The 25593-nt window shown below is 61.0% G+C and carries 18 protein-coding genes; 10 read left to right on the top strand and 8 right to left on the bottom strand.

Annotated features, from left to right (window positions below; all coding sequences use genetic code 11):
• Nucleotides 1-2: 2 nt before the first annotated feature.
• From KUA23_RS15520 to KUA23_RS15500, 4 genes are all read right to left on the bottom strand, one after another.
• Nucleotides 3-986: a DUF3829 domain-containing protein gene (locus tag KUA23_RS15520; protein WP_252992346.1), complete on the bottom strand. Its 984-nt coding sequence runs from the start codon at nt 984-986 to the stop codon at nt 3-5.
• A complete protein-coding gene (locus KUA23_RS15515) occupies nt 983-2530 on the bottom strand; it encodes a J domain-containing protein (RefSeq protein ID WP_252992345.1) in 1548 nt (515 codons plus the stop codon). Before KUA23_RS15515 ends, KUA23_RS15520 begins: the two co-directional genes overlap by 4 nt.
• 126 nt (nt 2531-2656) lie before the next feature.
• A complete protein-coding gene (locus tag KUA23_RS15510) occupies nt 2657-4057 on the bottom strand; it encodes a DUF1254 domain-containing protein (protein WP_252992344.1) in 1401 nt (466 codons plus the stop codon).
• Nucleotides 4058-4385: 328 nt separating this feature from the next.
• Nucleotides 4386-4748, bottom strand: a complete 363-nt coding sequence (locus KUA23_RS15500; RefSeq protein ID WP_078048508.1) for a response regulator — start codon at nt 4746-4748, stop codon at nt 4386-4388.
• Between the two features lie 240 nt (nt 4749-4988).
• Between KUA23_RS15500 and KUA23_RS15495 the strand changes: the two genes are divergently transcribed.
• The 6 genes from KUA23_RS15495 (at nt 4989) to KUA23_RS15470 (ending at nt 15993) form a co-directional block, all read left to right on the top strand.
• Nucleotides 4989-8492 carry a response regulator gene (locus KUA23_RS15495; RefSeq protein WP_346356337.1) on the top strand — a complete coding sequence of 1168 codons (3504 nt, stop codon included), beginning with the start codon at nt 4989-4991 and terminating at the stop codon, nt 8490-8492.
• On the top strand, nt 8493-9323 hold the full coding sequence (locus KUA23_RS15490; protein ID WP_371857052.1) for a CheR family methyltransferase: 831 nt from the start codon (nt 8493-8495) through the stop codon (nt 9321-9323). It begins immediately after the preceding gene.
• The gene (locus KUA23_RS15485) at nt 9320-9925 is read left to right on the top strand and encodes a chemotaxis protein CheB (RefSeq protein WP_078048506.1); all 606 of its coding nucleotides are present in this window, start codon (nt 9320-9322) and stop codon (nt 9923-9925) included. The genes KUA23_RS15490 and KUA23_RS15485 overlap by 4 nt, the downstream gene beginning before the upstream one ends.
• The gene (locus tag KUA23_RS15480; protein ID WP_078048505.1) at nt 9919-11112 is read left to right on the top strand and encodes a hybrid sensor histidine kinase/response regulator; all 1194 of its coding nucleotides are present in this window, start codon (nt 9919-9921) and stop codon (nt 11110-11112) included. The genes KUA23_RS15485 and KUA23_RS15480 overlap by 7 nt, the downstream gene beginning before the upstream one ends.
• 78 nt (nt 11113-11190) lie before the next feature.
• Nucleotides 11191-11568, top strand: a complete 378-nt coding sequence (locus KUA23_RS15475; RefSeq protein WP_078048504.1) for a response regulator — start codon at nt 11191-11193, stop codon at nt 11566-11568.
• Nucleotides 11569-11709: 141 nt separating this feature from the next.
• Nucleotides 11710-15993, top strand: a complete 4284-nt coding sequence (locus KUA23_RS15470; protein WP_252992343.1) for a hypothetical protein — start codon at nt 11710-11712, stop codon at nt 15991-15993.
• A gap of 40 nt (nt 15994-16033) precedes the next feature.
• Here KUA23_RS15470 and KUA23_RS15465 read toward each other — a convergent pair whose 3' ends face one another.
• From KUA23_RS15465 to KUA23_RS15450, 4 genes are all read right to left on the bottom strand, one after another.
• Entirely contained in the window at nt 16034-17704 is a 1671-nt protein-coding gene (locus KUA23_RS15465; RefSeq protein WP_214496995.1) for an ATP-binding protein, read from the bottom strand.
• Nucleotides 17701-19203, bottom strand: a complete 1503-nt coding sequence (locus KUA23_RS15460; RefSeq protein WP_100490630.1) for an ATPase domain-containing protein — start codon at nt 19201-19203, stop codon at nt 17701-17703. The genes KUA23_RS15465 and KUA23_RS15460 overlap by 4 nt, the downstream gene beginning before the upstream one ends.
• 146 nt (nt 19204-19349) lie before the next feature.
• Nucleotides 19350-20408 (bottom strand): tetratricopeptide repeat protein, encoded by a 1059-nt coding sequence (locus KUA23_RS15455; RefSeq protein WP_099492078.1) that lies wholly within the window; start codon nt 20406-20408, stop codon nt 19350-19352.
• Nucleotides 20409-20484: 76 nt separating this feature from the next.
• Nucleotides 20485-21378, bottom strand: a complete 894-nt coding sequence (locus tag KUA23_RS15450) for a bestrophin family protein (protein ID WP_078048499.1) — start codon at nt 21376-21378, stop codon at nt 20485-20487.
• A 200-nt stretch (nt 21379-21578) separates the two neighbouring features.
• Between KUA23_RS15450 and KUA23_RS15445 the strand changes: the two genes are divergently transcribed.
• The 4 genes from KUA23_RS15445 to KUA23_RS15430 are packed head-to-tail and all read left to right on the top strand — an operon-like array spanning nt 21579 to nt 25465.
• A complete protein-coding gene (locus KUA23_RS15445; RefSeq protein WP_252992342.1) occupies nt 21579-22346 on the top strand; it encodes an SDR family NAD(P)-dependent oxidoreductase in 768 nt (255 codons plus the stop codon).
• A 12-nt stretch (nt 22347-22358) separates the two neighbouring features.
• On the top strand, nt 22359-23543 hold the full coding sequence (locus tag KUA23_RS15440; protein WP_078048497.1) for an acetyl-CoA C-acyltransferase: 1185 nt from the start codon (nt 22359-22361) through the stop codon (nt 23541-23543).
• A gap of 9 nt (nt 23544-23552) precedes the next feature.
• The gene (locus KUA23_RS15435; RefSeq protein ID WP_100490631.1) at nt 23553-24680 is read left to right on the top strand and encodes an acyl-CoA dehydrogenase; all 1128 of its coding nucleotides are present in this window, start codon (nt 23553-23555) and stop codon (nt 24678-24680) included.
• Between the two features lie 11 nt (nt 24681-24691).
• Nucleotides 24692-25465: an enoyl-CoA hydratase gene (locus KUA23_RS15430; RefSeq protein WP_078048495.1), complete on the top strand. Its 774-nt coding sequence runs from the start codon at nt 24692-24694 to the stop codon at nt 25463-25465.
• Nucleotides 25466-25593: the final 128 nt, after the last annotated feature.

The raw sequence follows: 25593 nt of genomic DNA, 5'->3' as shown, positions 1-25593 counted from the left end.
GGCTAATACACGTTCCTCGCCGGCCGGTTGTAGAAGCTGAGCAGGATGTCGTAGCGACGGGTGACAAGGGAGTAATCGTCACTCAGTCGCTGCGGCGTGGCGTGGTCCAGCCAGTCCTGGTGCAGGGTGCGCAATGCCTTGAGGTAGTCGTCGGCGGAGGCGCGGGTGGCGTACCAGAGGTGGATGGCCTCTTCCTCGCGCTTGTCGCGCGGCATTTTTACCAGGAAGGCCTGGCTGGCGTCGCTGGCCTGTTGCAGCGTATCGATCAGGCTGAGCAGTTGTTGCGGCGTCAGGCTGGCGTCGCGCACGCCCTTGTCGATCTGGTTCACTGCCTGGCGGGCCGCGATCATATGGTTGAGCAGGTGCCAATGCAGGTCCCGGCCAAACCGTGATTCCAGCAGTGCCAGTTGGGCGGGGCGCACACGGATGTCTTCCTCTTCCAAGAGGTTGCGCAACGCGGCGGATGCCTTCAGGTAGTCTTCGCCCCGCTGGTCCAATTGCCCTTTCAGGCTATTGTTCATGGCTTGCGCTACCATTTGCCGCACGTTCGGCGGCATGCCATTGGTCTGTACTGGCTCGACCATGTCCGCCAGGGATGTGAATGAATTCAGCTTGTCGGCATAGGTCGTGGCGAGCTCAAGCAAATGGCTGCCGGGCTGCTGGCGCTGCAGTTTGAGCGTGTACAGCTGCGAGCAGACGGCCGCCTGGATATGCCTCGGTTCAGGTTCGTCACGGTCGCCGAACTTATCCTGGTTGGGCGTTTCAGGCTGTGGCGATTGCATGCGGTAGTAGGCCAGGCGCGTATTCCGGTCGATACGGTTCACGCAGTCAATAATCGGTGCCAGCGCACTGGCCGTGGCGGTGTAGGGACTGTCGCGCTGGTCCAGCCACAACTGCACGCGTTGCAGCGGCTTGGTGGCGCCGGCAACCCCGAGCAATCCCAGGCCCAGCACCAGGCCGATGGGTAACAACAATTTCGGATTCATTGCTTGGCCTCCTGGCCATACCACTGCGCGTGGGTCGCAGGGGCCTGGCATTCCGGCGCCGAGCGTGGCATGCGGCTGCACAAGCGTTCGGTCCACTGTTGCAGGCCCTGGTTACGGGTGACGAGGTGCTGGTTGTCGAGCAGCACCAAGCCGACGTACAGCCCAACCCCGCAGACGAAGAACAGCACCATGCCCAGCGCGCTCCAGCGGGGATGGCGGGTGGTCCACGGAGTGTGATGATCCATGAACGGTCGCTTGGCCACGCCGATGGCGGCCAAGGCCACCACCAGAGTCAGGCTGGCAAAGAGCCCGAACGCATAACCCAGCGCGGCGGCGAGGATCAGCCCAGGCACCAGGTCGCGTATCGGCAGCAACGGTAAGTGAGTCGGGCTGAGCGCGCGTGGCAGGCGGGCACTGAGCTGCTCATCCAGCACCCGATACTGGTGGGCCAGGGGCCGCCAGACCTGCCAGGCCAACCCGGCGCCGATCACCGCGCCGACTGCCCAAAGGATGCCGTAGCCCAGGGTCGGCACTACTTGGCCAACCAGAGGGTCGGCGTTTACCAGCACGCCCACCAGGCAACTCAGGAACAGTGCGACGATCCACGGCCAGGTGTCCATGGCCGTGTCCCAGCCTTGCCAGAAATACACGGTACCGCCGGGCATGGCTTCGGCTTCGGCCACGTGCTCGGCGTAGATATCGGCACTGAGCGTCTGGCAGGCTTTCCAGTCGTGCTCGTCCAGGCGCTGGGCGAATGCGCGGCGCTGGCCCAGGCTCATGGGTGCCAGCAGCAACCGCGCGGCCCGTTGTTGTGGGCTGAAGGGCGGCTCGCTGGCCATGACACGCTGGCGCGCGATGAAGGCCGGTGCTTGTTGGCGCCGCAACAGCACCGCCCAGTCGCCGGCAGGGCATTCATGATCTGCACCGCCGTGCCAGTTCTGGCCGGTACACACCGCCTCGAAGACGGCGCTCGACCAGTAATGACTGTGCACCAGCAGCCGCGCCAACCATTGGTTGAACCACTCGGCATGCGGGTGATTGTTCACCCAGGGGCACTCCGTGCGTGCCGCGTAGGCGGCCAGGAAGGCGGCTTCGTCTTTTTGCTCCAGGGCCTGGCGCAAGGGTTGCTGCAATGCCGCGCGGTGTTTGCGCTCAAGCTTTTCGATCAACTCGCCGGGCAGTTCCAGGCGCTGCCAGGCCGTCAGCCAGTTGAAGGTTGCAAACGCCCAGCGGGTTTCGTCGGGGCTGAGATCGTTCTCGATATCGCGCAACAACAGGTGGATTTCAAAGTGCAGGGCGCTGCCATTGGCCATTGCCGCCTGATACTGCTCGCCCAGGGTGTTGCCCCGGGTTTCAATGACCACCTCGTCGGCTTCCTGCAACCCCTGGTGCCACTCCAGCGCGGCCTCATAGGCTTCGCGCAGGCGTTGAAACCCTTCGGGGTCTTCATCCGGCCGGGTTTGCTTCAGCAGCGCGGCGTAGGTGCGCTTGATCGTGCGGCTATCGGCATCCGGCGGCAGGCCAAGGACATTCCAGCAAGTCATGTGCGGTGCAACTCCCTAAACAATCGCGCGCACATTACCGGTTTGGCACAGGTTGAGGAAGCTGCGCATCAGGGCGCGTGAGTCGTCGATGCCCGGTCAATCCCTGTCGCGACCGGGCACGCGGTGTTACTTGAGTGGGGTCAGGGGCGGCAGCTTCCATTGACCGTTGCCCACCTCAGGCTTGGGCAGGTAAATGCGCAACACGGCATAAAACGGTCCCGGTGGGGCCGGCAACCAGTTGCTTTGTTCGGCTTTGGGTGGCTCGTGGTGCTGCAGCGCCAGGGTCAGGCCGCCATCGGCGTCGCGCTTGAGGCTGGAGAGCATCCGCGAGTTGATCAGGTAGCGTTTCTTGTGGTTGGGCACCAGCAGCTTGGTCTTGGCGTCATACATGGTCAGTGACCAGAACGCGTCGGCGGCTGGCAACTGGTCCTTGGCGAAATGCACGGTGTAGCTGTGGCGCGCGCCGTTGGCGGGCTTGCCTTCGCTGTCGACGAAGTAGCCGAGATAAGCCGCTTCGTCGGTGGAGTTGCCGAAAATACCCATGTCGGCGCCGGCGTAGCGGTACAGGTAGTTGTTTTTCAGGCGGTCGCGGCTGCCGAACAGCTCACCGCTGGAGACCTGGTGGGTGTCAATCTTGTCCTTCTTGAATGCGGCGAACTCGGCGCGGGCATCCGAGATACCGTCTTCCAGGGCCTTGCGTTGTTCGGCGGTCAATTCCTTGACCTTGAACGGTGCGCCCGGGGCGATCCCGATCTTGGCAAACCGCGCCAGCAGGTCTTTTTCACTGTCCTGCGGTGCGGCAAAGGCCAGCATAAAGTTCAGGTAGCGAAACAGTTGCGGGCCCTCGGTCATGGTTGCCATAGGCTTGGGCCATTCAATCTTCGGCGGCTTGGCGGGGGCGGGTTGCTTCACGTAGCTGCTCAACGGCTGCACTTTGTAGCCGCTCTGGATCTGCTTGACCTTGTTCAGGTCTTTTTCATCAAACAGCTGCGTGCGGTACAGGGCATAGGCGATATTGCTTTCGCTGTACACCACACGGTCGATGTCCACCGGCTGCTGACCCTTCCAGTCGGGACCGGCGATCATGTAGTGGCCGCCGTTGTTGCCGGTGCTCCGGGTGCCCAGGTAGGCGAAGTTCTGGGTATAGAGGTCGATCAACTGCACCGAGTAGTAGCGGTTGTCTTCGATCTTGGGCAAGGTCAGCACCTGGGGCTCGCTGCGCAGGTCCAGCCACACGAAGGAGTAAGGCGTGTCTGAGTTCGGGGTGACGAAGGCGGTGTCCTTGGGCGTGAACACCTGGGCAGTGTTGCCGATGTGATTGAACGGCGCCTTGAAGTTGGCCCCGCCCTTGTCGACGGCTTGGGTGTAGAGCGTCTTGTACATCTCCACCACCGGGTAGCCATACAAATAGGCTTCCTTGGCGATAGCCCGGGCTTCACTGGGGGTTGCGGTGAAATCGGCCCAGGCGCCGGTACTCATGAGAATCGAGAGGCTCGCCAACAGCAGGCGCGTCGGTTTTCCAATCATGTTGTAGCGTCCTTCCAGAGATCTTTTTTAAGGGCGTGGGATTAAACCGCCGAGTAAACCGGTTTATTTGTCGAACGTCACGTTAATCCCTGCGAGCAGCGTGAACTCGGGCGAGCCGTCACCCTGGCTCGCCACTGTCCACTGTAGCTCGACAGAGGCATTGAACAGGTTACTGCCGGCTTTCCAGGCGTTGCCCGCACCAAAACCGATGAGAATCCAGTGAGTGTCGTTCTTCGAATCGAAGGTTCAGGTGCCTGTGGAGCGCAGGTATCAGCCCCTCGGCAGGCTATGCTCGCAAGTGGCCGCCCTGATTGGGCGGCAGCGGGGCTCAGGCGTCGGGCAGCATCGATTTGACTTTGTCGCGCAATTGATCGATGGAGAACGGCTTGGCAATCACCTGCATGCCGGCAGGCACGTCGATTTCCGCGTAGCCACTGGCAAACAGGATGGGCAGGGCGGGGCGCAGTTTGCGCACATGCTCTGCCAGTTCCTTGCCATCCATGCCTGGCAGGCCATTGTCGGTCATCATCAGGTCGATGACCTGCTCGGTGCTATTCACCACTGCCAGCGCTTCTTCTGCGTCGGCAGCCTCCAGCACACTGAATTCCAACTCCTCCAGGACATCGACGATCAGCATGCGCACGATGGCGTCGTCTTCAACAACAAGGATGGTGGAGGTGACTGCGGACATAGTATGGAATTCCCAAAAAAGGCGAGGATTTACACGCGGCCGTTCTGTCAGGCCTCTTCCTTGAGTAAGCGCGCACTCGTGACAAGTTCCCGCTGGCCGTAAAAACAATGCGATAGAAAAGACCAGAGAGAATAGCCTGTTCCTTTGTAGGAATCTGTACAAAACCGTTCTAGAAAAATGGTTTTGCCTGTCACTTTGGGGCAAACTCCCGGTTTTTCCGTATTTGGCCAAGGCATGCCCATGACTCCCGCGTCGTCCGTCGATGAAAAGAGCTTTCGTAACCTCCTAAGCCGAAACGTGGCATTGCCCTTGGGTGTGGGCGTGCTCAGCGCGGTGTTTTTCGTCGTTTTGATCACCTATCTGCTGTCGGTGATCCAGTGGGTGGAGCACACCGACCGGGTCATTAACAACCTCAATGAGTCGTCCAAGCTGACGGTCGACCTGGAGACCGGCATGCGCGGTTTCCTTATTACCGGCGACGAGCATTTCCTTGACCCGTATGAGGTTGCCAAGCCGCGCATCATTGCCGACCTGCGCAACCTGCAAGATTTGGTAGCCGACAATCCGCAGCAGGTGGACCGCCTCAAGCGCCTGGAAGGCTTGCAGGCCGAGTGGAACAAGTACGCCCAGTCGATGATTGACATGCAGCGCACCAGCGGTGACTACCGCAGCGCGGTCAAGGCCGGCCGCGGCAAACGCTTGACCGATGAGATCCGCAAGGAATACGACGATGCGGTGGCGATGGAGCAGCAGTTCCGCATCACCCGTAATGAGGAAGTTACCCGCACGACGGTGATCAGCGTCACCCTGTACTTGGCCTTCGTGCTCGGCTTGAGTGGCTTCCTGGCCTATATCGGTCGCAAGAATTTGCTAGCTTTATCGGAGAGTTACAGCGCAAACCTCGCGTCGCAACAGAAGATTGCGCGACGGCTCGAGCAGCAAGCCTGGCTGCGCAATGGCCAGACCGAACTGGCTGAACAAGTGCTTGGCCAGCTCACCCTTAATATGCTCGGCCGCAATATCCTGCAATTTTTTGCCCAGTACATGGGCTCGGCTGTTGCCGCGCTGTACGTGCGAGAAGAACACGGCGGCCTTAAGCGCGTGGCCACCTATGGCTTCTCCCGCGAGCAGGAACAGCGTGAGCAAGCGATTTACAGTGACGAAGGCATCGTCGGCCAAGCCGCCCAACTGGATCGGCTGATTCGCCTGGATGATGTGCCGGTGGATTACTTCAAGGTCAGCTCCGGCCTGGGCGAAGGCCCGACCCGCAGCGTTCTGGTCATGCCCACCAGCGATGATGACCGTGTCAATGGTGTGATCGAGCTGGGCTTCCTGCGTCCGCTGGAAGAGCGCGACGAAGAGCTGCTGGAACTGATCGCCGGCAATATCGGCACTTCGATCGAAGCCGCCCGCTACCGCCAGCGTCTGCAAGAAGTGCTGGCCGAGACCCAGCAGCTCAACGAAGAGCTGCAAGTTCAGCAGGAAGAGCTCAAGACCGCCAACGAAGAGTTGGAAGAACAGTCGCGCATCCTCAAGGAGTCCCAGGCCCACCTGGAAACCCAGCAGGCCGAGCTGGAGCAGACCAACGAACAATTGGCCGAGCAGACCGAGACCCTGGCCGAGCAACGCGACGCCATGGACCGCAAGAACATTGAGCTGAACCAGGCCCAGCTTGAGCTGGTAGACCGCGCCGAAGAGTTGCAGCGCTCCAGCAAGTACAAGTCCGAATTCCTCGCCAACATGTCTCACGAGCTGCGCACACCGCTGAACAGCTCGCTGATCCTGGCCAAGTTGCTGGCCGAGAACCCCCAGGAAAACCTCAGCGCCGAGCAGGTCAAGTTTGCCGAGTCGATCTATTCCGCTGGCAATGACCTGCTCAACCTGATCAACGACATCCTGGATATTTCCAAGGTCGAGGCCGGCAAGCTCGAAGTGCGTCCGGAAAATTCCAGCGTGGCACGCCTGGTAGACGGCCTGCGCGGGATGTTCGAGCCGCTGGCGGCCGACCGCAAGCTGGGGTTCCGGGTGGACGTGCAGGCTGGCTCACCGACCATGCTGTTCACCGACCGCCAGCGCCTGGAACAGATCCTCAAGAACTTGCTGTCCAACGCGGTCAAATTCACCGAGCAGGGTGAGGTCAGCTTGTCGGTGTCCCGCGCGTCAGGGGAGGGCATTGCCTTCACGGTTCGCGACTCCGGCATCGGCATTGCCCCGGACCAGCAGGAAAGCATTTTCGAAGCCTTCCGCCAGGCCGACGGCACCACCAACCGCCGCTATGGCGGCACCGGCCTGGGCCTGTCGATCTCCCGCGACCTGGCGACCCTGCTGGGTGGCTATATCAGTGTGACCAGCGAGCCAGGCAAGGGCAGTGTCTTCACCCTGGTATTGCCGGAGCAGTATGTAGAACGCGAAGAAGACGCGGCGCCGATCGAGCAGCCCCGCCAAGTGGTGGTGGCGCCCGCACCGGTTCCGGTCGCCGTCAAGGTGTCGCCGCTGCCGGTGGCCGATGCCAGCCAGATCCCACGCTTTGCCGACGACCGCGACAAGGCCCCGTTCACCACGCGCTGCATCCTGGTGGTGGAGGATGAGCCGAACTTTGCGCGTATCCTCTTCGACCTGGCCCACGAGCTGGGCTACAACTGCCTGGTGGCCCATGGCGCCGACGAAGGCTACAGCCTGGCCGAGGAGTACATTCCCGACGCGATCCTGCTGGACATGCGCCTGCCGGACCACTCCGGGCTGACCGTACTGCAACGCCTGAAGGAACACGCCAACACCCGGCATATCCCGGTGCACGTGATTTCCGTGGAAGATCGCGTGGAAGCCGCCATGCACATGGGCGCCATCGGTTATGCCGTAAAGCCAACCACCCGCGAAGAGCTCAAGGACGTGTTCGCGCGCCTGGAAGCCAAGCTGACCCAGAAGGTCAAGCGCGTGCTGCTGGTGGAGGACGATGACCTGCAACGTGACAGCATCGCCCGCCTGATCGGTGACGATGACATCGAGATCACCGACGTCGGTTACGCCCAGGCCGCCCTGGACCTGCTGCGCACCAATATCTACGACTGCATGATCATTGACCTCAAGCTGCCGGACATGCTCGGCAACGAGCTGCTCAAGCGCATGGCCACCGAGGACATTTGCTCGTTCCCGCCGGTGATCGTCTACACCGGTCGCAACCTGACCCGTGATGAAGAGGCCGAACTGCGCAAGTATTCGCGCTCGATCATCATCAAGGGCGCCCGCTCGCCCGAGCGCCTGCTGGACGAAGTCACACTCTTTCTGCACAAAGTCGAATCCCAGCTGTCCCATGATCGCCAAAAGATGCTCAAGACCGCCCGCAGCCGCGATAAAGTCTTCGAGGGGCGCAAGATCCTGCTGGTGGACGACGATGTGCGTAACATCTTCGCCCTGACCAGTGCCCTGGAGCACAAAGGCGCGGTGGTGGTGATCGGGCGTAACGGCCGTGAAGCCATCGACAAACTCAATGAAGTCGACGATATCGACCTGGTGCTGATGGACGTGATGATGCCGGAAATGGACGGGTACGAGGCCACTGCCTTGATCCGCCAGGACCCGCGCTGGAAGAAACTGCCGATCATCGCGGTAACGGCCAAGGCCATGAAGGACGATCAGGAGCGCTGCCTGGCAGCCGGCTCCAACGATTACCTGGCCAAACCGATCGACCTGGATCGTCTGTTCTCACTGATTCGCGTATGGCTACCGAAGATGGAACGCATTTAAGTGGAGCGAAGTTTTTTGGAAAAAAGCAGCGACATTGAGCTGCGCCTGTTGATCGAGGCGATTTACCTCAAGTACAGCTACGACTTCCGGGATTACTCCGGCGCGTCGGTCAAGCGCCGCGTGGCCCACGCCCTGCGCCAGTTTGATTGCGCGACCATTTCCGCCTTGCAGGAGCGCGTGCTGCACGACCCGGCCGCGTTCATGCAGTTGCTGCAGTTCCTGACGATCCCGGTGAGCGAGATGTTTCGCGACCCGTCGCACTTCCTGGCGATCCGCCAGGAGGTGGTGCCGCTGCTCAAGACCTACCCGTCGATCAAGATCTGGATCGCCGGTTGCAGCACGGGCGAGGAGGTGTACTCCATGGCCATCCTGCTGCGCGAAGAGGGGTTGCTGGAGCGAACGATCATCTATGCCACCGACATCAACCCGGCGTCGCTGGACAAAGCCAAGCAGGGCATCTTTTCCCTGGAGAACGTGCGCGCCTACACCGCCAATTATCAGCAGGCTGGTGGGCAACGTTCATTTGCCGACTACTACACGGCGGCATACGATTACGCCATCTTCGATAAGACGCTGCGCGAGAATGTCACCTTTGCCGACCACAGCTTGGCGACCGATAGTGTATTCTCAGAAACTCAGTTAATTTCATGTCGCAACGTATTGATTTACTTCAATAAAAAATTGCAGGATCGTGCATTTGGGTTGTTCCACGAGTCGCTGTGTCATCGCGGCTTCCTGGTGCTGGGCAGCAAGGAGACGTTGGATTTCTCCGCGTTCGGCAAACAGTTCGAACCCTTGGTCAAACAGGAACGGATCTACCGGAAGCTATGAGCCAAGCGTCTGCCAGCCCGGCATTGGTCCGGGGCATAGAAGCTATCGTCATCGGCGCCTCCGCCGGTGGCGTGGAGGCGCTGCTGACAATATTTGGCCAATTGCCCGCAGACTTCGGCTTGCCGATCATCACCGTATTACACCTGCCGGACGAACGCCGCAGCCAATTGGCCGAGGTATTTGACCGTCGGGTTGCCATGCCGGTGGTGGAGGCGCGGGACAAGGAAGTGCTCAAGCCCGGCACCCTGTACTTTGCCGGCCCCGGTTATCACCTCTCGGTGGAGCAAGACCGCAGCCTGTCCCTGAGCCAGGAAGACCGGGTGCACCATTCGCGGCCGGCGATTGATTTCCTGTTTGAATCCGCCGCCGATGCCTACGGCAAAGGCTTGATGGCGATCCTGCTGACCGGTGCCAACCATGACGGCGCCCGCGGCCTGGCTCACGTCAAGCAGCAGGGTGGTACCACCGTCGTGCAAGAACCCACTGAAGCACGTGTCGCTGTCATGCCACGTGCAGCCCTGGCGCTGCATACACCTGACCACATTCTGACGTTGAGCCACATTGGCTCATTGCTGGCTTCCCTGGAATATTCCCCATGTTAAGTACTGTCCAGGCCAAACTGCTGATCGTCGACGATCTGCCGGAAAACCTGCTGGCCCTCGAAGCGCTGATCAAGCGCGAGGACCGCCAGGTGTTCAAGGCATTGAGCGCCGACGAGGCCTTGTCCCTGTTGCTGGAGCACGAGTTCGCCATGGCGATTCTCGACGTGCAGATGCCCGGCATGAACGGGTTCGAGCTGGCCGAATTGATGCGCGGTACCGAAAAAACCAAGAACATCCCGATTGTGTTCGTCAGCGCCGCCGGCCGCGAACTCAATTACGCCTTCAAGGGCTACGAAAGCGGCGCCGTGGACTTCCTGCACAAGCCGCTGGATATCCACGCGGTGAAGAGCAAGGTCAATGTGTTCGTCGACCTGTACCGCCAAAGCAAGGCCATGAAGCTACAGGTCGAAGCCCTGGAGCGCAGCCGTCGCGAGCAGGAACAGCTGCTGGCACGCCTGCAGGCCACCCAGGCCGAGCTGGAGCAGGCCGTGCGCATGCGTGACGATTTCATGTCGATCGTTGCCCACGAAGTGCGCACGCCCCTCAACGGGCTGATCCTTGAGACCCAGCTGCGCAAGATGCACCTGGCCCGCGACAACGCCGCCGCGTTCACCCTGGACAAAATGCATGCCATGGTCGACCGCGATGAACGCCAGATCCAGAGCCTGATCCGACTGATTGAGGACATGCTCGACGTATCGCGCATCCGCACCGGCAAACTGTCAATACGCCCGGCGCGTTTTAACCTGACACAACTGGTGAGCAACCTGGTGGAAAACTTCGCGCCCCAGGTCGCGGCGGCGGACTCGACCATGACCCTGGTGGCCGATGGGCCGGTGGAAGGCAACTGGGATGAGTTCCGCATCGAGCAGGTGGTCACCAACCTGCTGACCAATGCCCTGCGCTACGGGGCCAAGAGCCCGGTAGAGGTGCGCGTGTACAGCGAACACGGCGAAGCCCGTGTGGAAGTGCGCGACCACGGCATTGGCATCAGCGAAGACAACCAGAAGCGTATTTTCCAGCAGTTCGAACGGGTTTCCGCCAGCCAAGTGGCGGCGGGCCTGGGCCTGGGGCTGTTCATTTCCGAGCAGATCGTTGCGGCCCACGGTGGCGCTATCGAGGTCGAGAGCCAGATAGGCGAGGGCGCCTTGTTTCGGGTGTGCCTGCCCTTGCAGGCGTCGACATGAAATCAATCGTCACCTCGACGCAACCTCTGCGTGACCCCATGGTCGTAATTGCAGCAATTGACCGGACAAAGGCTTCCCATGAGTGAAGATGCACAAGATGTCGTTCTGATCGTCGAGGACGATGAATCCATTATGTTTGTGCTGGGTGAATACCTGGCGGGCCTGGGCTATCGGGTGTTGAAGGCAATCGATGGGGAGCAGGCCTTTGAAATCCTTGCCTCCAAGCCACACCTGGACCTGATGGTCACCGATTACCGTTTGCCCGGCGGGATTTCCGGGGTGCAGATCGCCGAGCCCGCGCTGCTGTTGCGGCCGGAATTGAAAGTGATCTTCATCAGTGGTTACCCGCAGGAAATTCTCGACTGCAACAGCCCGATCACGCGCAACGCGCCGATCCTGGCCAAGCCGTTTGACTTGGATACGCTACAAGAGCACATCCAGCGCTTACTCGCGTGATGTCCTGCGCCTGATACATCCGGTCATGCTTTAACGCGCACTCCGTGGATTCATGACCCTCGTTTTCTTCACTCAGTACGACCACTTTCTGCCTTCAGTGCCCTGAAGGCTCGATGAGTTTATCTGAGGCCGGAAATCGAAATGATCACTGTGAATATGCGCTCACCGGACTTTTCCGTGAGCCCGCCACTCCCAGCGGACGCGCAACCTGTATCGAACACCCCGCCGAGATCGACGCCCGCGCTGCAAACCGCTGTCACTTCCCGCCCCAAACGCGCCATTCAACCCCCTGTGAACGCGTCTTTGCAGGCAAGGGGGCAGGCGGTATCGCCGGACAATAAAAACGTAGAGCATTTTACGCAGGCGGTGCTGACAGGCCTCGACCAGCAACTTCCATTGTTCAGGGAGCAGAAACGCCTGAACCCTCCGGGGATGACGCAAGAGCAGGTGGACCAGCAGTTCAACGAGCGTATCGCGAATCTCCTCCAGGTCCACACAATGGAGGTCGAACCGAGCTCGACCTACGCGCAGTTCAATAGGCTTGGAGCGGGGGATAAGGTCACCCTCAAACAGTTTATCCAGGATCACGGCTGGAACCTGCCCACCGATTTTGACGCGTTGAAGAACCTGTTGAGCTACGTCCGACGAGCCCCCCTCCCGACGCAAACATTGGGTGATTACGGCGGAGCGATGTCCTGGTTGCAACCGCCGTCCCACGAGCAGCTACTGGCGGTGTACTACCACCCGGTGCAAGCACTGGAGCTGCCCGCTGACTCGGAACTGTTTGGTTTGCTGACACGCACGCTGCGACTGAGCGAGGCTGAGGCCGCCGAACCCGGACGCGTGATCAGCGCATTGATCAATTCGCCGGCGGCCCAAGAGGTCGGGCGTGTAATGCGCGCCAAGGTTGACGCGGGTTCAACGCCCGGCAGCGATACCGATTGGCTCCTGGCGGGATTGCAAGTCTCGCTCGACCGAGAGAGCTTGCTGGGCAGCGTACAACCGCCACCGCGCAATCGAGTGGCGGGTTTTGACCTGGACGACAGCCGCTTCTGGGGTCAACCCGCCTCGACGGTCGTTGCCGGTTTGACCGAACATCTCATGACCCGCAGCCGAGCCAGCGAAGCCATGGCACCGGCTGCGGCCCACTTGTTACTCGCGCGCAAGGCCCCGCAGTTCTTGGTCAGGGATATCCCGCCCGGGGTCGTTTATGGCTCCCACAGCTGGGTCAGCCTATGTACGGCAGTCGCGCGCATCGAGGCCCAGTCGCCTGGCAGTGTCGCGACAATGAGCTATGCCCAGGTCATGGCGTTCGATGACATTGCACCGGTCACGCGCGCCGATCAACGCGTTGCCCAACAGGCCCAGGACTTTGCAATCATCGACTGGGCGGTTTGCCGAGGCATCCTTCCTGCCAGCCCGACTGACGACCATTCCCCCGCGCAGATGTCGCGCATACGCAAGGCCTTCGATGAAGAGGTGCTCCGGCTGTCCCGGGCCTCAGTGATCAAGCGTTCCGATATCCCCGATCGTAAACAGATGACACTGGATTGGCTCAAGGAAACTTTTGGCGCCGATACTGACTACGAAAAAAAATGTATTTACCGCAAACCGCGTGACAAAGATGAGCCTGGGCCTTATTCCGTGGTGGACCTGGCGGTTGAGGGCAAGTTGCTGGATGCACCTCAAGTCATTCCCCCAAGGAACGCATTTCGCGCAGCCCCAATACCCCGAGTCGTGACCGCGCAATGGGCGTCGAACGATCCAGGTGTACCCATTGCCCAGATCGTCAATCAAGCGAAAACCCTGAACCTGCCTGACTTCAACCAGCAATTCGAGACGAAGGTCAACGAGCATCTGGATCAACTGGAAATCAGCTCGTTTGACGCCATCGTGTACATGCTCACCCAGTTGCCCTTGAAGGACCGCGAATTCATTGAATATGGCAAGGTCGAGGTCTACCGTGAGGAGTTGATCCACCATCAATCCAAGTCTCTTCCGGATTGGCGCCGTGGCCAGCCGGACGGGCAGAAACCTTTGCTGGTCCGTGCCCAACACGAGGACGAGTTCAGGGTTTACGAAGTCAATCCCAATCAACACAAGATCATCCGCAGGCCTGACCTTGAGAAAGATTTCCCGGTTGGCCATCGGGCCTTCGAATACCGATTCGAGGTGCACCCCAGGCCGCTTGATGATGACAAGATCTCGGTCACGACCTATGCCGACATTCCAGCTGATCGACGTTATATAGAAAAAGTGTCGACCCAGCCGGAGGACGCGCAGCTTTTCGCCGAACAACGCGATACTTCGGGTGTTCCCCAGACCTACCACAGCGACCGAACCTTTCGTATTGCGCAACTGGTGCGGGACAATATGTACGATCAGGTGCGAAAGAAGATCGTCAGGGAGACCAGGGGCCTGACGACCTTTGAAAGTGAAATACCGCCCATTCGAAAGATTCGCGAATTTATAACCGGGCTGATCCCGCTCTATGGGGCCATTACCAAGTTCAATCGCGGCGATGTCGACGGCGGCATTCAAGACCTGTTTTTCGATACGCTGGGCTTTGGCGTTGCCGGCGCTTCGGCGGCGGGACGGGTGGCGCGTGCAGTCAGTGGTGTTGGCTCCACGGCAGCCAAGGCCTGGAGTGTCGGCCGGATCCTTGGGCGTAGCGCTGTCGGGGCGTTGAGCCCGATTCCTGGCGTCGAGGATGCCGTCGCGAGCGTGGGCCGTGCAAGCGCGCACCGCTTCAGGGCGGTGATAAATCAGGTACGCGGCACTGCGGGGCACTATGACGTGTTTAAAGCCAGTCGAGCCTACGACGCCGCCGCGATGGGGGTATATAAGGTCAATGGCGACGTCGTCCAGGGTATTGCCGTGTTGCACAACGGAAAATGGCACGCCTACAGCCCCGCAGGTGGACAGCGCGCGGTGGATGACTTTACGCCCTCATTGCGGGCCACTGACGAGCGATTGCAAAGCTGGCAAGGCGCCGCGCCGGCTCTGTCCGAACCGTCCCGGCGCATTCGCGAAAACTTCAGGGCGCTCGAACAAAAGCTCAGGAACGGGCCGTCCAGCACCGCATTCAATAACGGCTACAACGCGGGTGACCCCTATAGCATCAAGGGCTTTTCCTCCCGGCTGAATGCCGAGCAGGTCATGAAGTTGGCACAGACCGACGGCCTGACGGCGGCGCAGGTTGGCGCCCTGGTACGCCAGCGCGAGCGCCTTGCCGTCCAGCATGCCTTCAGTGGAGTACAGCAGGCGCAGTCGCTCATTGATGCGGCGGGTGGCACATTCACCGCCAATCCCCAGCTGTTTTACCTCAGTCAGGTGGATTCACTGTCCCAAGGCCAATGTGCCGCGCTCTCCAAGATCATGGCCTCGGCGCTCGAGCAGGGCAAAGGTCAAACGCTGATTGAAAACATGTTCAGCGCCGCCGCAAAACCGACTCATCCAGCCTCTGTAACCTTTACCAAGACACTGCAGGACGTACAGAAACAGGTGAGCACCCCGGCCGTGTTCCACGCCGGCAACCCAGTGCGGCAAGTATCCCACGATGAGCTGATCGCCGAGCTGGGCCGCGCCACCACGTCCACGACCCTGATGATCGGTTCACCGGGTCACGCGATGATGGCGGGCGTGAAGGTTGATGGCGTGAACAAGCAGTTCTTTTTTTATGACCCGAACCTGGGCCTTGCCACGTTTCCCACCCAAAGCGCCATGAACGAAGGCCTGCAAGCCCTGTTTACCCAGAAAAAGCCGGCCACCCCTTATCGCACCTACAGCACCCACCCTGACAAGCTCGAGTTCAGGGTCAGTACCCATGACGAAGGGTGGACGAGCAAAGCGAGCGTGCACGACGGCCCCGTCAAGCAGCTGTACGAGGCGCCAATTGATACGTCCACGACGCAGAGTGGCCAGCAGTTGCTCGCGGGTTCACCGTTGGTTCCGGAGAAGGTTTATGTACCGGTCACCGAATCGGCACAACGCCTGGATGCCAATTCGATCCTGTATACCCGGGGAATCAGCGATTGCACGGCATTGGTGGTGCTGACCGACCTGAAGGATGGGATCTACCACAAGCGTACGTTGATCCACCTGCAAGGCGGCGTCGCCGACCCAGCGATGTTGCCACTGTTGAAACAGCTGGACGCGTCGTTGGCCAATGGCGGCAAGGTAATCTTCGTTGGCGGTGATAACGCCCGCAGCGCGCAGGGGTTGGCCAGTTCATTGAAACAAACACTCGGCGATCAACAGCCGCTGTTGAGCATCATCAACAGGCAGCCGCAGTCAACGGTCATTGCCACAGCGTCCGGCATTGATATAAAGCCGGATGGTACATTCGAGCTGATCGAAGGCGGGTATCCGCCCCAAGTGCTGGACGCAGCCATGAAGAAACAGGTCTACGATCGAATCGATTGAACCCAATGAGGGAAGGGGACTTGCGGCGCGAGTCCCCGTTTCAGGCCTTGATCATCTCGCGCACTTTCGCTGTCAGCAGGTCGAAGGTAAATGGCTTGGTGATCAGTTGCATCCCCGGATCAAGAAACCCACCGCGCACTGCCGCATGTTCCGCGTAGCCGGTGATAAACAGCACTTTAAGGTCAGGTCGAATCTGCCTGCCAATTTCCGCCAGCTGGCGTCCGTTCATGCCGGGCAGCCCCACGTCGCTGATCATCAAATCGATACGCTGGTCGGACTCGAGGATCGGCACAGCCGAACTGCCGTCTCCGGCTTCGACATACCCATACCCCAATTCCTTCAACACTGCGCTCACCAGGACGCGTACGGCAGGGTCATCCTCAACGATCAGTACGGTCTCGCCCGCATTGGCAAAGGGCAGCGCCGCAGGGTCGACAGTTGCGGGGGCAACGATGTCACCGACAAACCGAGGCAGGAACAGGCTGACAGTCGTGCCTTTGTCGACTTCGCTGTGGATGGTCACATGGCCATGGGACTGGCGGACAAACCCGTAGATCATCGACAGGCCCAGGCCCGTGCCCTGGCCAATGGGTTTAGTCGTGAAGAAAGGATCGAACACACGGCCCATGACATTCTCTGGGATGCCACAGCCGGTGTCGCTAACGCTGAGTTCCACATAATCGCCCGGTTTCAAGGTTCCATAGGCGGCGGTAAACACGCTGTCGAGGTGGCGGTTGGTGGTTTCTACGGTCAGGCTACCGCCATTGGGCATGGCATCCCGGGCATTGATCACCAGGTTGAGCAGGGCGCTTTCCAATTGATTGGGGTCCGCCTCGGCCGTCCACAGTTGATCGCTCAGGCGCATGTCCAACTTGATGCTTTCGTTGATGCTGCGTTGCAGCAGCTCGCCCATGGAGGTGACCAACTGGTTGATCTCAACCGGTTTGGAATCCAGCGATTGGCGGCGGGAGAACGCCAGCAAGCGATGAGTGAGGCCGGCGGCACGGTTAGCCGAGGTGACGCCCAGGTCGATCAGGCTGTCGAGGTCGTCCAACTTGCCACGGGACACACGCCTTCGCAGCAGCTCCAGGCTGCCGATGATGCCGGTGAGCATGTTGTTGAAGTCGTGGGCGATACCGCCGGTCAACTGACCGACGGCTTCCATTTTCTGGGATTGGCGCAAAGCCTCTTCATTGCTGCGCAGTTGCGCCGTGCGTTCTTCTACCTGCTGCTCAAGCGTCTCCAGGGTGCGTTGCAGGCGCAGTTCACTTTCGCTGAGGTCGATCAGGCGGTCGCGGGCGTCGTATTGCCGGCGGCGGCCGCGCAGGGCGGCGCTCACCTGGCTGATCAGCGTCACCGGGTGGAAGGGGCGCTCCAGGAAGGTTACGTTGCCGAGCAAGCCGCTGAGATGGGATGAGCCATTCTGTTCTCTGCCGCCGTGATGGGTCATCAACACGATGGGCAGGTCCGACCAGGCCGGTTGCTGGTGCAAGTACTCCAACAGCGGTTCCAGATTGACACCACGCAGCGCCTCGGCAGCGATGATCAGCAGCCCGGCGCCATCATCGAGTGCCTCGCACAATGCCTCCAGGTTGCTGGCGACGATGCCGGCATACCCGGCTTCGTTGAGCATCATCAGCGCCAACGAGCCATCGCGGCCCATCGGTGCCAGTACGATCGCCCGCTCGGAGACTGGAAGTAGGCCCGTCACACGCCCTCATCCTTGAGCAAGGGGGAGCCGGCGCCCATGTAGGTCGGGATGCCGCGCAGTACGCCCTGGAAGTTATCCAGCGGCTCGCCCACCGTCATGCCCTTGCTGCCGATGCGGTATTCACGAATCGTGGCTTCGTGGGTACCGGTCCGTTTCTTGATGATCGAGATGGCGCGGCGCACCTTGCCCAGCGCTTCGAAGTAGCGCAGCAGAATGACCGTATCCGCCAGGTAAGTGATATCGACGGGGGCCTGCATATCGCCGACCAGGCCGTGTTGCGCCACCGTCATGAACGTCGCCGCGCCGCGCCGATTCAGGTACAGCAGCAACTCGTGCATGTGCAGGATCAGCGCGTTTTCTTCGGGCATGGCGGCTTGGTAGCCGTTGATGCTGTCGATCACCACTGTCTTGATGCCACGCTCGTCCACGCAACGGCGCACGCGGTGTGAGAACTCACCGGGTGACAGTTCGGCGGCATCGACCTGTTCGATCAGCAGGTTGCCGGTTTCCTGCAGGGCCGCGAGGTCGATCCCCATGTTTTTCATGCGCTCGAACAACAGCCCCAGTTCTTCATCGAAGATAAAGAGCGCTGCTTTCTCACCCCGCGCCACGGCGGCAGCGGCGAAGATCATCGAGATCAGCGACTTGCCGGTACCGGCAGGGCCGAGGATGAGGCTGCTGGAGCCAGTCTCGACACCGCCGCCCATCAGTGCATCCAGCGCGGCAATGCCGCTGCTCAAGGTCTCGCGCTGGTAACCGCCCCGATGCTCGGCCGCTACCAGGCGCGGGAACACATGAACGCCGTCCTGCATGATGGTGAAGTCGTGAAAACCGCCACGGTATTTCTGGCCACGGTACTTCACCACCCGCACACGCCGGCGCTCGGCGCCATAGTTGGGCGTCAGCTCTTCCAGGCGGATCACGCCATGCGCCACGCTGTGCACGGTTTTGTCGAGGGATTCGGTGGTCAAGTCATCCAGCAACAGGACAGTGGCGTCGTAGCGCACGAAGTAGTGCTTGATCGCCAGGATCTGCCGGCGATAGCGCAGCGAGCTTTGGGCCAGCAGGCGGATTTCCGAGAGGCTGTCGATGACCACGCGGGTCGGTTTGACCCGTTCTACCACTTCAAAGATCTGCCGGGTGGCCTCGCCCAGTTCCAAGTCGGAGGAATACAGCAGGCTTTGTTGGTGGTCGGCGTTGAGCAGGCTTTCGGGTGGCGTCAGTTCGAAGATATGAATGTTTTCATCCAGGTCCCAGCCGTGGGACTTGGCGCCTTGTCGCAATTCGCGTTCGGTTTCCGACAGGGTGATGTACAGCGATCGCTCGCCGTTCCTGGCCCCTGCTTGCAGAAAGTGCAGGGCGACCGTGGTCTTGCCGGTGCCGGGCTCACCTTCCAGTAGGAACAGGTGGCTGCGCGAGAGTCCGCCAGCAAGAATGTCATCAAGACCTTCAATGCCAGTGGCCGCTTTTTCGGATAATTGCGCTGTGGATGTAGACAAGAAGTGCCCTCAGGTCACATACGAGTAGAGGATGCACGCCCATTAGGACGCGCCATGTTCTCTTGACCGTAGCGGTTTGCGGCGGTTCAACCTGTTGCGGGAGAAATGAGGCCTGGACCGCGTTTTACAAAAAATTGTAAGCCCGCCTACAAGCCTTGCTGTAAGGCGGGATCGTCCGGGTTCTGCTGTTCAAGTTGCGCCAATAGCACCTGAACGTTCTGCAACTGGCCGCTTTCTTTCCAGTAATTGACCAGCAATACCCGCGCCTTTCGGTTGGCCGGGTGGCGCTGGATGATGTCTTCGAGTTGGCGCTGGGCGGCTTCCAATTCCTGCTGGGCGTGCAGGGTCGTGGCCAGGTCGTAGCGATAATCCTGGTTGTCCGGCTCCAGCTCCACCGCCTTGGACAGGCCAAGCAGCGCGTACGGACGTTCGCCATGGTGCAACAGCCACATGCCCAGGGCGTGTTGCAGGTAGGCCGACTCGGGGTGCGCGGCCAGTTGGCGCGCCAGCAGTTGGCGGGACTCGTCGGTCTTGCCCTGTTTGTCCAGCAGTTCGATCTGCGAGACGACGGCTTGCAGGTTGTCCGGTTGCAGGCGCATGGCCTGTTCCAGGGCGTTTTGTGCGTCTGGCAACAGGGCGCTGTGGATGTACAGGCGCGCCAGTTGAATCCAGCCTTCTGCGGTTTCAGGCTGGGCCTTGAGCTTTTTCACGAACTCATCCAGTACTTGCTGCAACGGCCCGAAGTACAGGCCCAGGGTATCGGGAGACAAGCCAAGCAAGGCATTGGCGGCGGCAAAGCGGACCTCCTGCTCGGGGTCATCCAGCACCGGGCCGAGCAGCAGCGTGCGCTGGCCGGTCGGCACCAGGCCGACAATGCTGTGGATGGCCGCTTCACGCACCCGCGGTGAGTCGCTGGCCAAGTCTTTGTCCGCCAGCTTCAACGCCTGGGGGCTGGGGTAGTTGGGCAATTCGGCATGCAACGCCGCGCGGCGCTCGGGCGACAGGTCCGGCCGGCCCAGTTGCTGATACAGCACGCGCGCTGCGCCGGGCTCACCGTTACGCGCCTGTTTCAAGGCTTTCGAATAGCCATGGGCAATGGCGGGCGCTACGGCCACCGGGGTGGTGCGGGAGAAATACCAGGTGATCAATACGATAAACAACAGGGCGCACAGGCCGATGAGGGAGTAACGGCGTGACTTTGACATGCAGGCGTCCGAAAGCTTGGGCAGCTAATACAAAGCCATCAGCTTCGGCCAGACCACGGCAGGTGTCAAACCCGCGTCAGGTGAGCACGTACTCCACCGGCTCGAGGGGCGGCGGCAGGTCGGTTGCGCCGAGGGCCGCCAAGACCTCGCGTTCCAGGGTACGCAGGATGGCATTGCAGGGCAGGTCGTTCTCGTCGAAACCGAACGGGTCCTCAAGGTCATCGCCGATTTCATCGAGGCCGAAGAACGTGTAGCTGACGATGGCGGTAAACACTGGCGTCAACCAGCCCAGCGGCTCGGCCATGGCAAACGGCAGCAGGATGCAGAACAGGTAAATGGTGCGGTGCAGCAGCAGGGTGTAGGGGAAGGGCAGTGGCGTGCTCTTGATCCGCTCGCAGGAGGCCTGCACTTGGCTGAGGCTGACTAACCGCGCTTCCAGCTGAGTGTAGCGCCATTCGCTGATCACGCCTTGCCCGGCCAGTTCGGAAAACCTGGCGCCCACCCGTTGCAGCAGGTTGTCGGGAAGGTTGGGGTGATTGGCCTGGAAGGTACTCCAGGGCGTTATCGCCTGGGCTTCATCTTCATGGCGCAAACGCGCGATCAGGCCGTGGGCGAAGCCGCACAGGCTGCGCAAAAGGCTCGCGCGTTCGACCGGGTCGCCAAGCACCTGGGTTTCGCGGATGAGCGAGCGAACATCGATGACCATCTGCCCCAATTGCTTGCGACCTTCCCACCATCGGTCATAGCAGGCGTTGTTGCGAAAGCTCATAAAGATCGACAACGACAACCCAAGCAAGGTGAACGGCGTGGCGTTGACCTTGGAGAAATACGCCGGGTGCAGGGTTTCCACCAGCACGATCACTGAGGCCAACAAGGTCACCAGCAGGCTGCGCAGGGCAATGCGTTTGGCGATCGAGCCCTTGAGGGAAAACAGGATACCCAGGAGGTTGGGTTTGGGGCGGACTATCATTCAGGGGCAGGCTTCTTGGGGGGTGCAGCCGCTCAGGTTAGGAGCAAGTATCGCTGGCGTCCAATCGCTTGGGCTGACCGGTTGATCGGCGAGGTCGATGACTGGCCAAAACAGTCAGGCAGGTTGAAGGCTTTGACCATTGCCGCTACCGCGCTGCGGGGCGACTATTTCGACGATTCGGACCGTTCAAGGGAACAACAATGCAGATTGAAAACAAGATTTTCCTGGTCAGCGGTGGCGCATCGGGCCTCGGCGCGGCGACTGCCGAGATGCTGATCGCCGCCGGCGCCAAGGTGATGCTGGTCGACCTGAATGCCGAGGCCGTGGCCGCCAAGGCCAGGCAGCTGGGCGACAACGCGCGCAGTGCCGTCGCGGATATCAGCCAGGAAGCCGCTGCCGAAGCCGCTGTGCAGGCCACGGTCGCAGCTTTTGGCGGCCTGCACGGGCTGGTCAATTGTGCCGGCGTGGTGCGTGGCGAGAAAATCCTCGGCAAGAACGGCCCTCACGCTCTGGCGAGCTTTGCCCAGGTGATCAATGTCAACCTGATCGGCAGCTTCAACCTGTTGCGCCTGGCGGCCGCTGCCATCGCCGAGACCGAGGCAAATGCCGACGGCGAGCGCGGCGTGATCATCAACACCGCCTCGGTGGCGGCGTTCGACGGGCAGATTGGCCAGGCAGCGTATTCCGCGTCCAAGGGCGCCATCGCCAGCCTCACACTGCCGGCCGCGCGCGAGCTGGCCCGCTTTGGTATCCGTGTGATGACCATCGCCCCGGGTATTTTCGAAACGCCGATGATGGCCGGCATGACCCCGCAAGTGCGCGACGCCCTGGCCACCGGCGTGCCATTTCCGCAGCGCCTGGGCAAACCTGCCGAATACGCCGCACTGGTGCGGCACATCATTGAAAACAGCATGCTCAACGGCGAGGTGATCCGTCTCGACGGTGCCTTGCGCATGGCGGCCAAGTAAGGAGGATGACCCATGACTGATCCAATCGTAATTGTCAGCGCGGTGCGCACGCCCATGGGCGGGTTCCAGGGCGACCTCAAGGGCCTGACCGCGCCGCAACTGGGCTCTGCCGCGATTCGCGCCGCCGTCGAGCGTGCCGGCATCGCTACTGACGCCGTGGATGAAGTGCTGTTTGGCTGCGTGCTGCCCGCCGGCCTCGGCCAGGCGCCGGCGCGCCAGGCGGCCTTGGGCGCGGGGCTGGACAAATCCACGCGTTGCACCACCCTCAATAAGATGTGTGGCTCGGGCATGGAAGCGACCATCCTGGCCCATGACTCGCTGTTGGCCGGCAGCGTCGACGTGGTGATCGCCGGGGGCATGGAAAGCATGTCCAACGCTCCGTACCTGCTGGACCGCGCACGCAGCGGTTACCGCATGGGCCACGGCAAGGTGCTCGATCACATGTTCCTCGACGGTCTGGAAGACGCCTACGACAAAGGCCGCCTGATGGGCACCTTTGCCGAGGACTGCGCCCTGCATAACGGCTTTAGCCGTGAAGCCCAGGACGCCTTCGCCATCGCTTCGTTGACCCGTGCGCAAGAGGCGATCACCCATGGCAGCTTTGCCGCGGAAATCGTGCCGGTGCAGGTCACCGTGGGCAAAGAGCAAAAAACCATCCAGCATGACGAACAGCCGCCCAAGGCCAAGCTCGACAAGATCAGCAGCCTGAAGCCGGCCTTCCGCGAAGGTGGCACTGTAACCGCCGCCAACTCCAGCTCGATTTCCGACGGCGCGGCGGCCTTGCTGCTGATGCGTCAGTCCGAGGCGCAAAAACGTGGCCTCAAACCCTTGGCGGTTATCCATGGGCATGCCGCGTTTGCCGATGAACCGGGGCTGTTCCCGGTGGCGCCAGTGGGTGCGATTCGCAAACTGATGACCAAGACCGGCTGGAACCTGGGCGAGGTCGACCTGTTCGAGATCAACGAAGCCTTTGCCGTGGTCAGCCTGGTCACCATGAGCAAGCTGGAAATCCCTCATGCCAAGGTCAATGTCCATGGCGGTGCCTGCGCGCTGGGTCATCCGATCGGCGCCTCCGGTGCGCGGATCCTGGTGACCCTGCTCTCGGCCCTGCGCCAGAAAGGCCTCAAGCGGGGTGTCGCCGCGATTTGCATCGGCGGTGGTGAAGCCACGGCCATGGCCGTCGAATGCCTGTATTAAGGAGCCCAGATGCTGCCCAATGACGAACAACTGCAAATCAGCGACGCGGCCCGGCAATTTGCCCAGGAGCGCCTGAAGCCCTTTGCCGCCGAATGGGACCGCGAGCACCGCTTCCCCAAGGAAGCCATCGGTGAAATGGCCGAGCTGGGCTTTTTCGGCATGCTGGTGCCGGAACAGTGGGGTGGTTGCGACACCGGTTACCTGGCCTACGCCATGGCCCTGGAAGAAATCGCCGCCGGTGACGGTGCGTGCTCGACCATCATGAGCGTACACAACTCGGTGGGTTGCGTGCCGATTCTCACGTTCGGCAGCGACCACCAGAAAGAGCACTTCCTCAAGCCCCTGGCCAGCGGCGCCATGCTCGGCGCCTTCGCGCTCACCGAACCCCAGGCCGGCTCCGATGCCAGCAGCCTGAAAACCCGCGCGCGCCTGGAAGGCGACCATTACGTGTTGAACGGCTGCAAACAATTCATCACCTCCGGGCAGAACGCCGGGATTGTGATTGTGTTTGCCGTGACCGACCCTGCAGCGGGCAAGCGCGGGATCAGCGCGTTTATCGTGCCGACCGACTCGCCGGGCTACAGCGTGGCGCGGGTCGAGGACAAACTCGGCCAGCATGCGTCGGACACCTGTCAGTTGCTGTTTGAAGACGTGAAGGTACCCGTCGCCAATCGGCTGGGGGAGGAGGGCGAAGGCTACAAGATCGCCTTGGCCAACCTCGAAGGCGGCCGCGTGGGCATCGCCTCGCAAGCGGTGGGCATGGCCCGCGCCGCTTTCGAAGCGGCCCGCGACTATGCCCGCGAACGCGAAAGCTTCGGTAAACCTATCATCGAGCACCAGGCCGTGGCCTTCCGCCTGGCCGACATGGCCACGCAAATCGCGGTCGCCCGGCAGATGGTGCATTACGCCGCCGCCCTGCGCGACAGCGGCAAGCCGGCGCTGGTGGAAGCCTCGATGGCCAAGCTGTTTGCCTCGGAAATGGCCGAGAAAGTCTGTTCGGCCGCCTTGCAAACCCTCGGCGGTTACGGTTACCTGAACGACTTTCCCCTGGAGCGGATCTACCGCGACGTGCGGGTCTGCCAGATTTACGAAGGCACCAGCGATATCCAGCGCATGGTCATCTCACGCAATCTCTAAGGAGCCGATACATGAGTTACGACACCATTTTGCTCGACGTGCAGGGCCGTGTCGGGTTGATTACCCTCAATCGCCCGCAAGCCTTGAACGCCCTGAACGCGCAACTGGTCAGTGAGTTGAATCAGGCATTGGACAGCCTGGAAGCCAACCCTGAAATCGGCTGCATCGTGCTGACCGGCTCGAAAAAAGCCTTCGCCGCCGGCGCCGACATCAAGGAAATGGCCGAGCTGACCTACCCGCAGATCTACCTCGACGACCTGTTCAGCGACAGTGACCGCGTGGCCAACCGCCGCAAGCCGATCATTGCCGCCGTCAACGGCTTCGCCTTGGGCGGCGGTTGTGAGCTGGCATTGATGTGCGACTTCATCCTGGCCGGTGACAACGCCAAGTTCGGCCAGCCGGAAATCAACCTCGGCGTCCTGCCAGGCATGGGTGGCACCCAGCGCCTGACCCGCGCAGTGGGCAAGGCCAAGGCCATGGAAATGTGCCTGACCGGGCGCTTTATCGACGCGGTGGAAGCGGAGCGCTGCGGCATCGTCGCGCGTATCGTGCCGGCCGATGAGTTGTTGGAAGAAGCCTTGAAAGTCGCGGCCCTGATCGCCGGCAAATCGGTGCCCATCAGCATGATGGTCAAGGAAAGCGTAAACCGCGCCTTCGAAGTCAGCCTGTCGGAAGGCGTGCGCTTTGAGCGCCGCGTGTTCCATGCAGCGTTCGCCACCCAGGATCAAAAAGAAGGCATGGCCGCCTTCGTCGCCAAGCGCGCCCCCGAGTTCAAGGATAAGTAACGCGGTTGTGTGAACACTAGAGCTCAAATGTGGGAGCGGGCTTGCTCGCGAAGGCGGTGTTTCAGTCGACATCTTCATCACTGATCCACTGCCTTCGCGAGCAAGCCCGCTCCCACATTGATTTTGCA

Source organism: Pseudomonas pergaminensis, from assembly GCF_024112395.2.
GTDB lineage: Bacteria > Pseudomonadota > Gammaproteobacteria > Pseudomonadales > Pseudomonadaceae > Aquipseudomonas > Aquipseudomonas pergaminensis.
The sequence above is the reverse complement of the archived record's forward strand: the minus strand, read 5'-3'. Positions and strand labels throughout refer to the sequence as shown.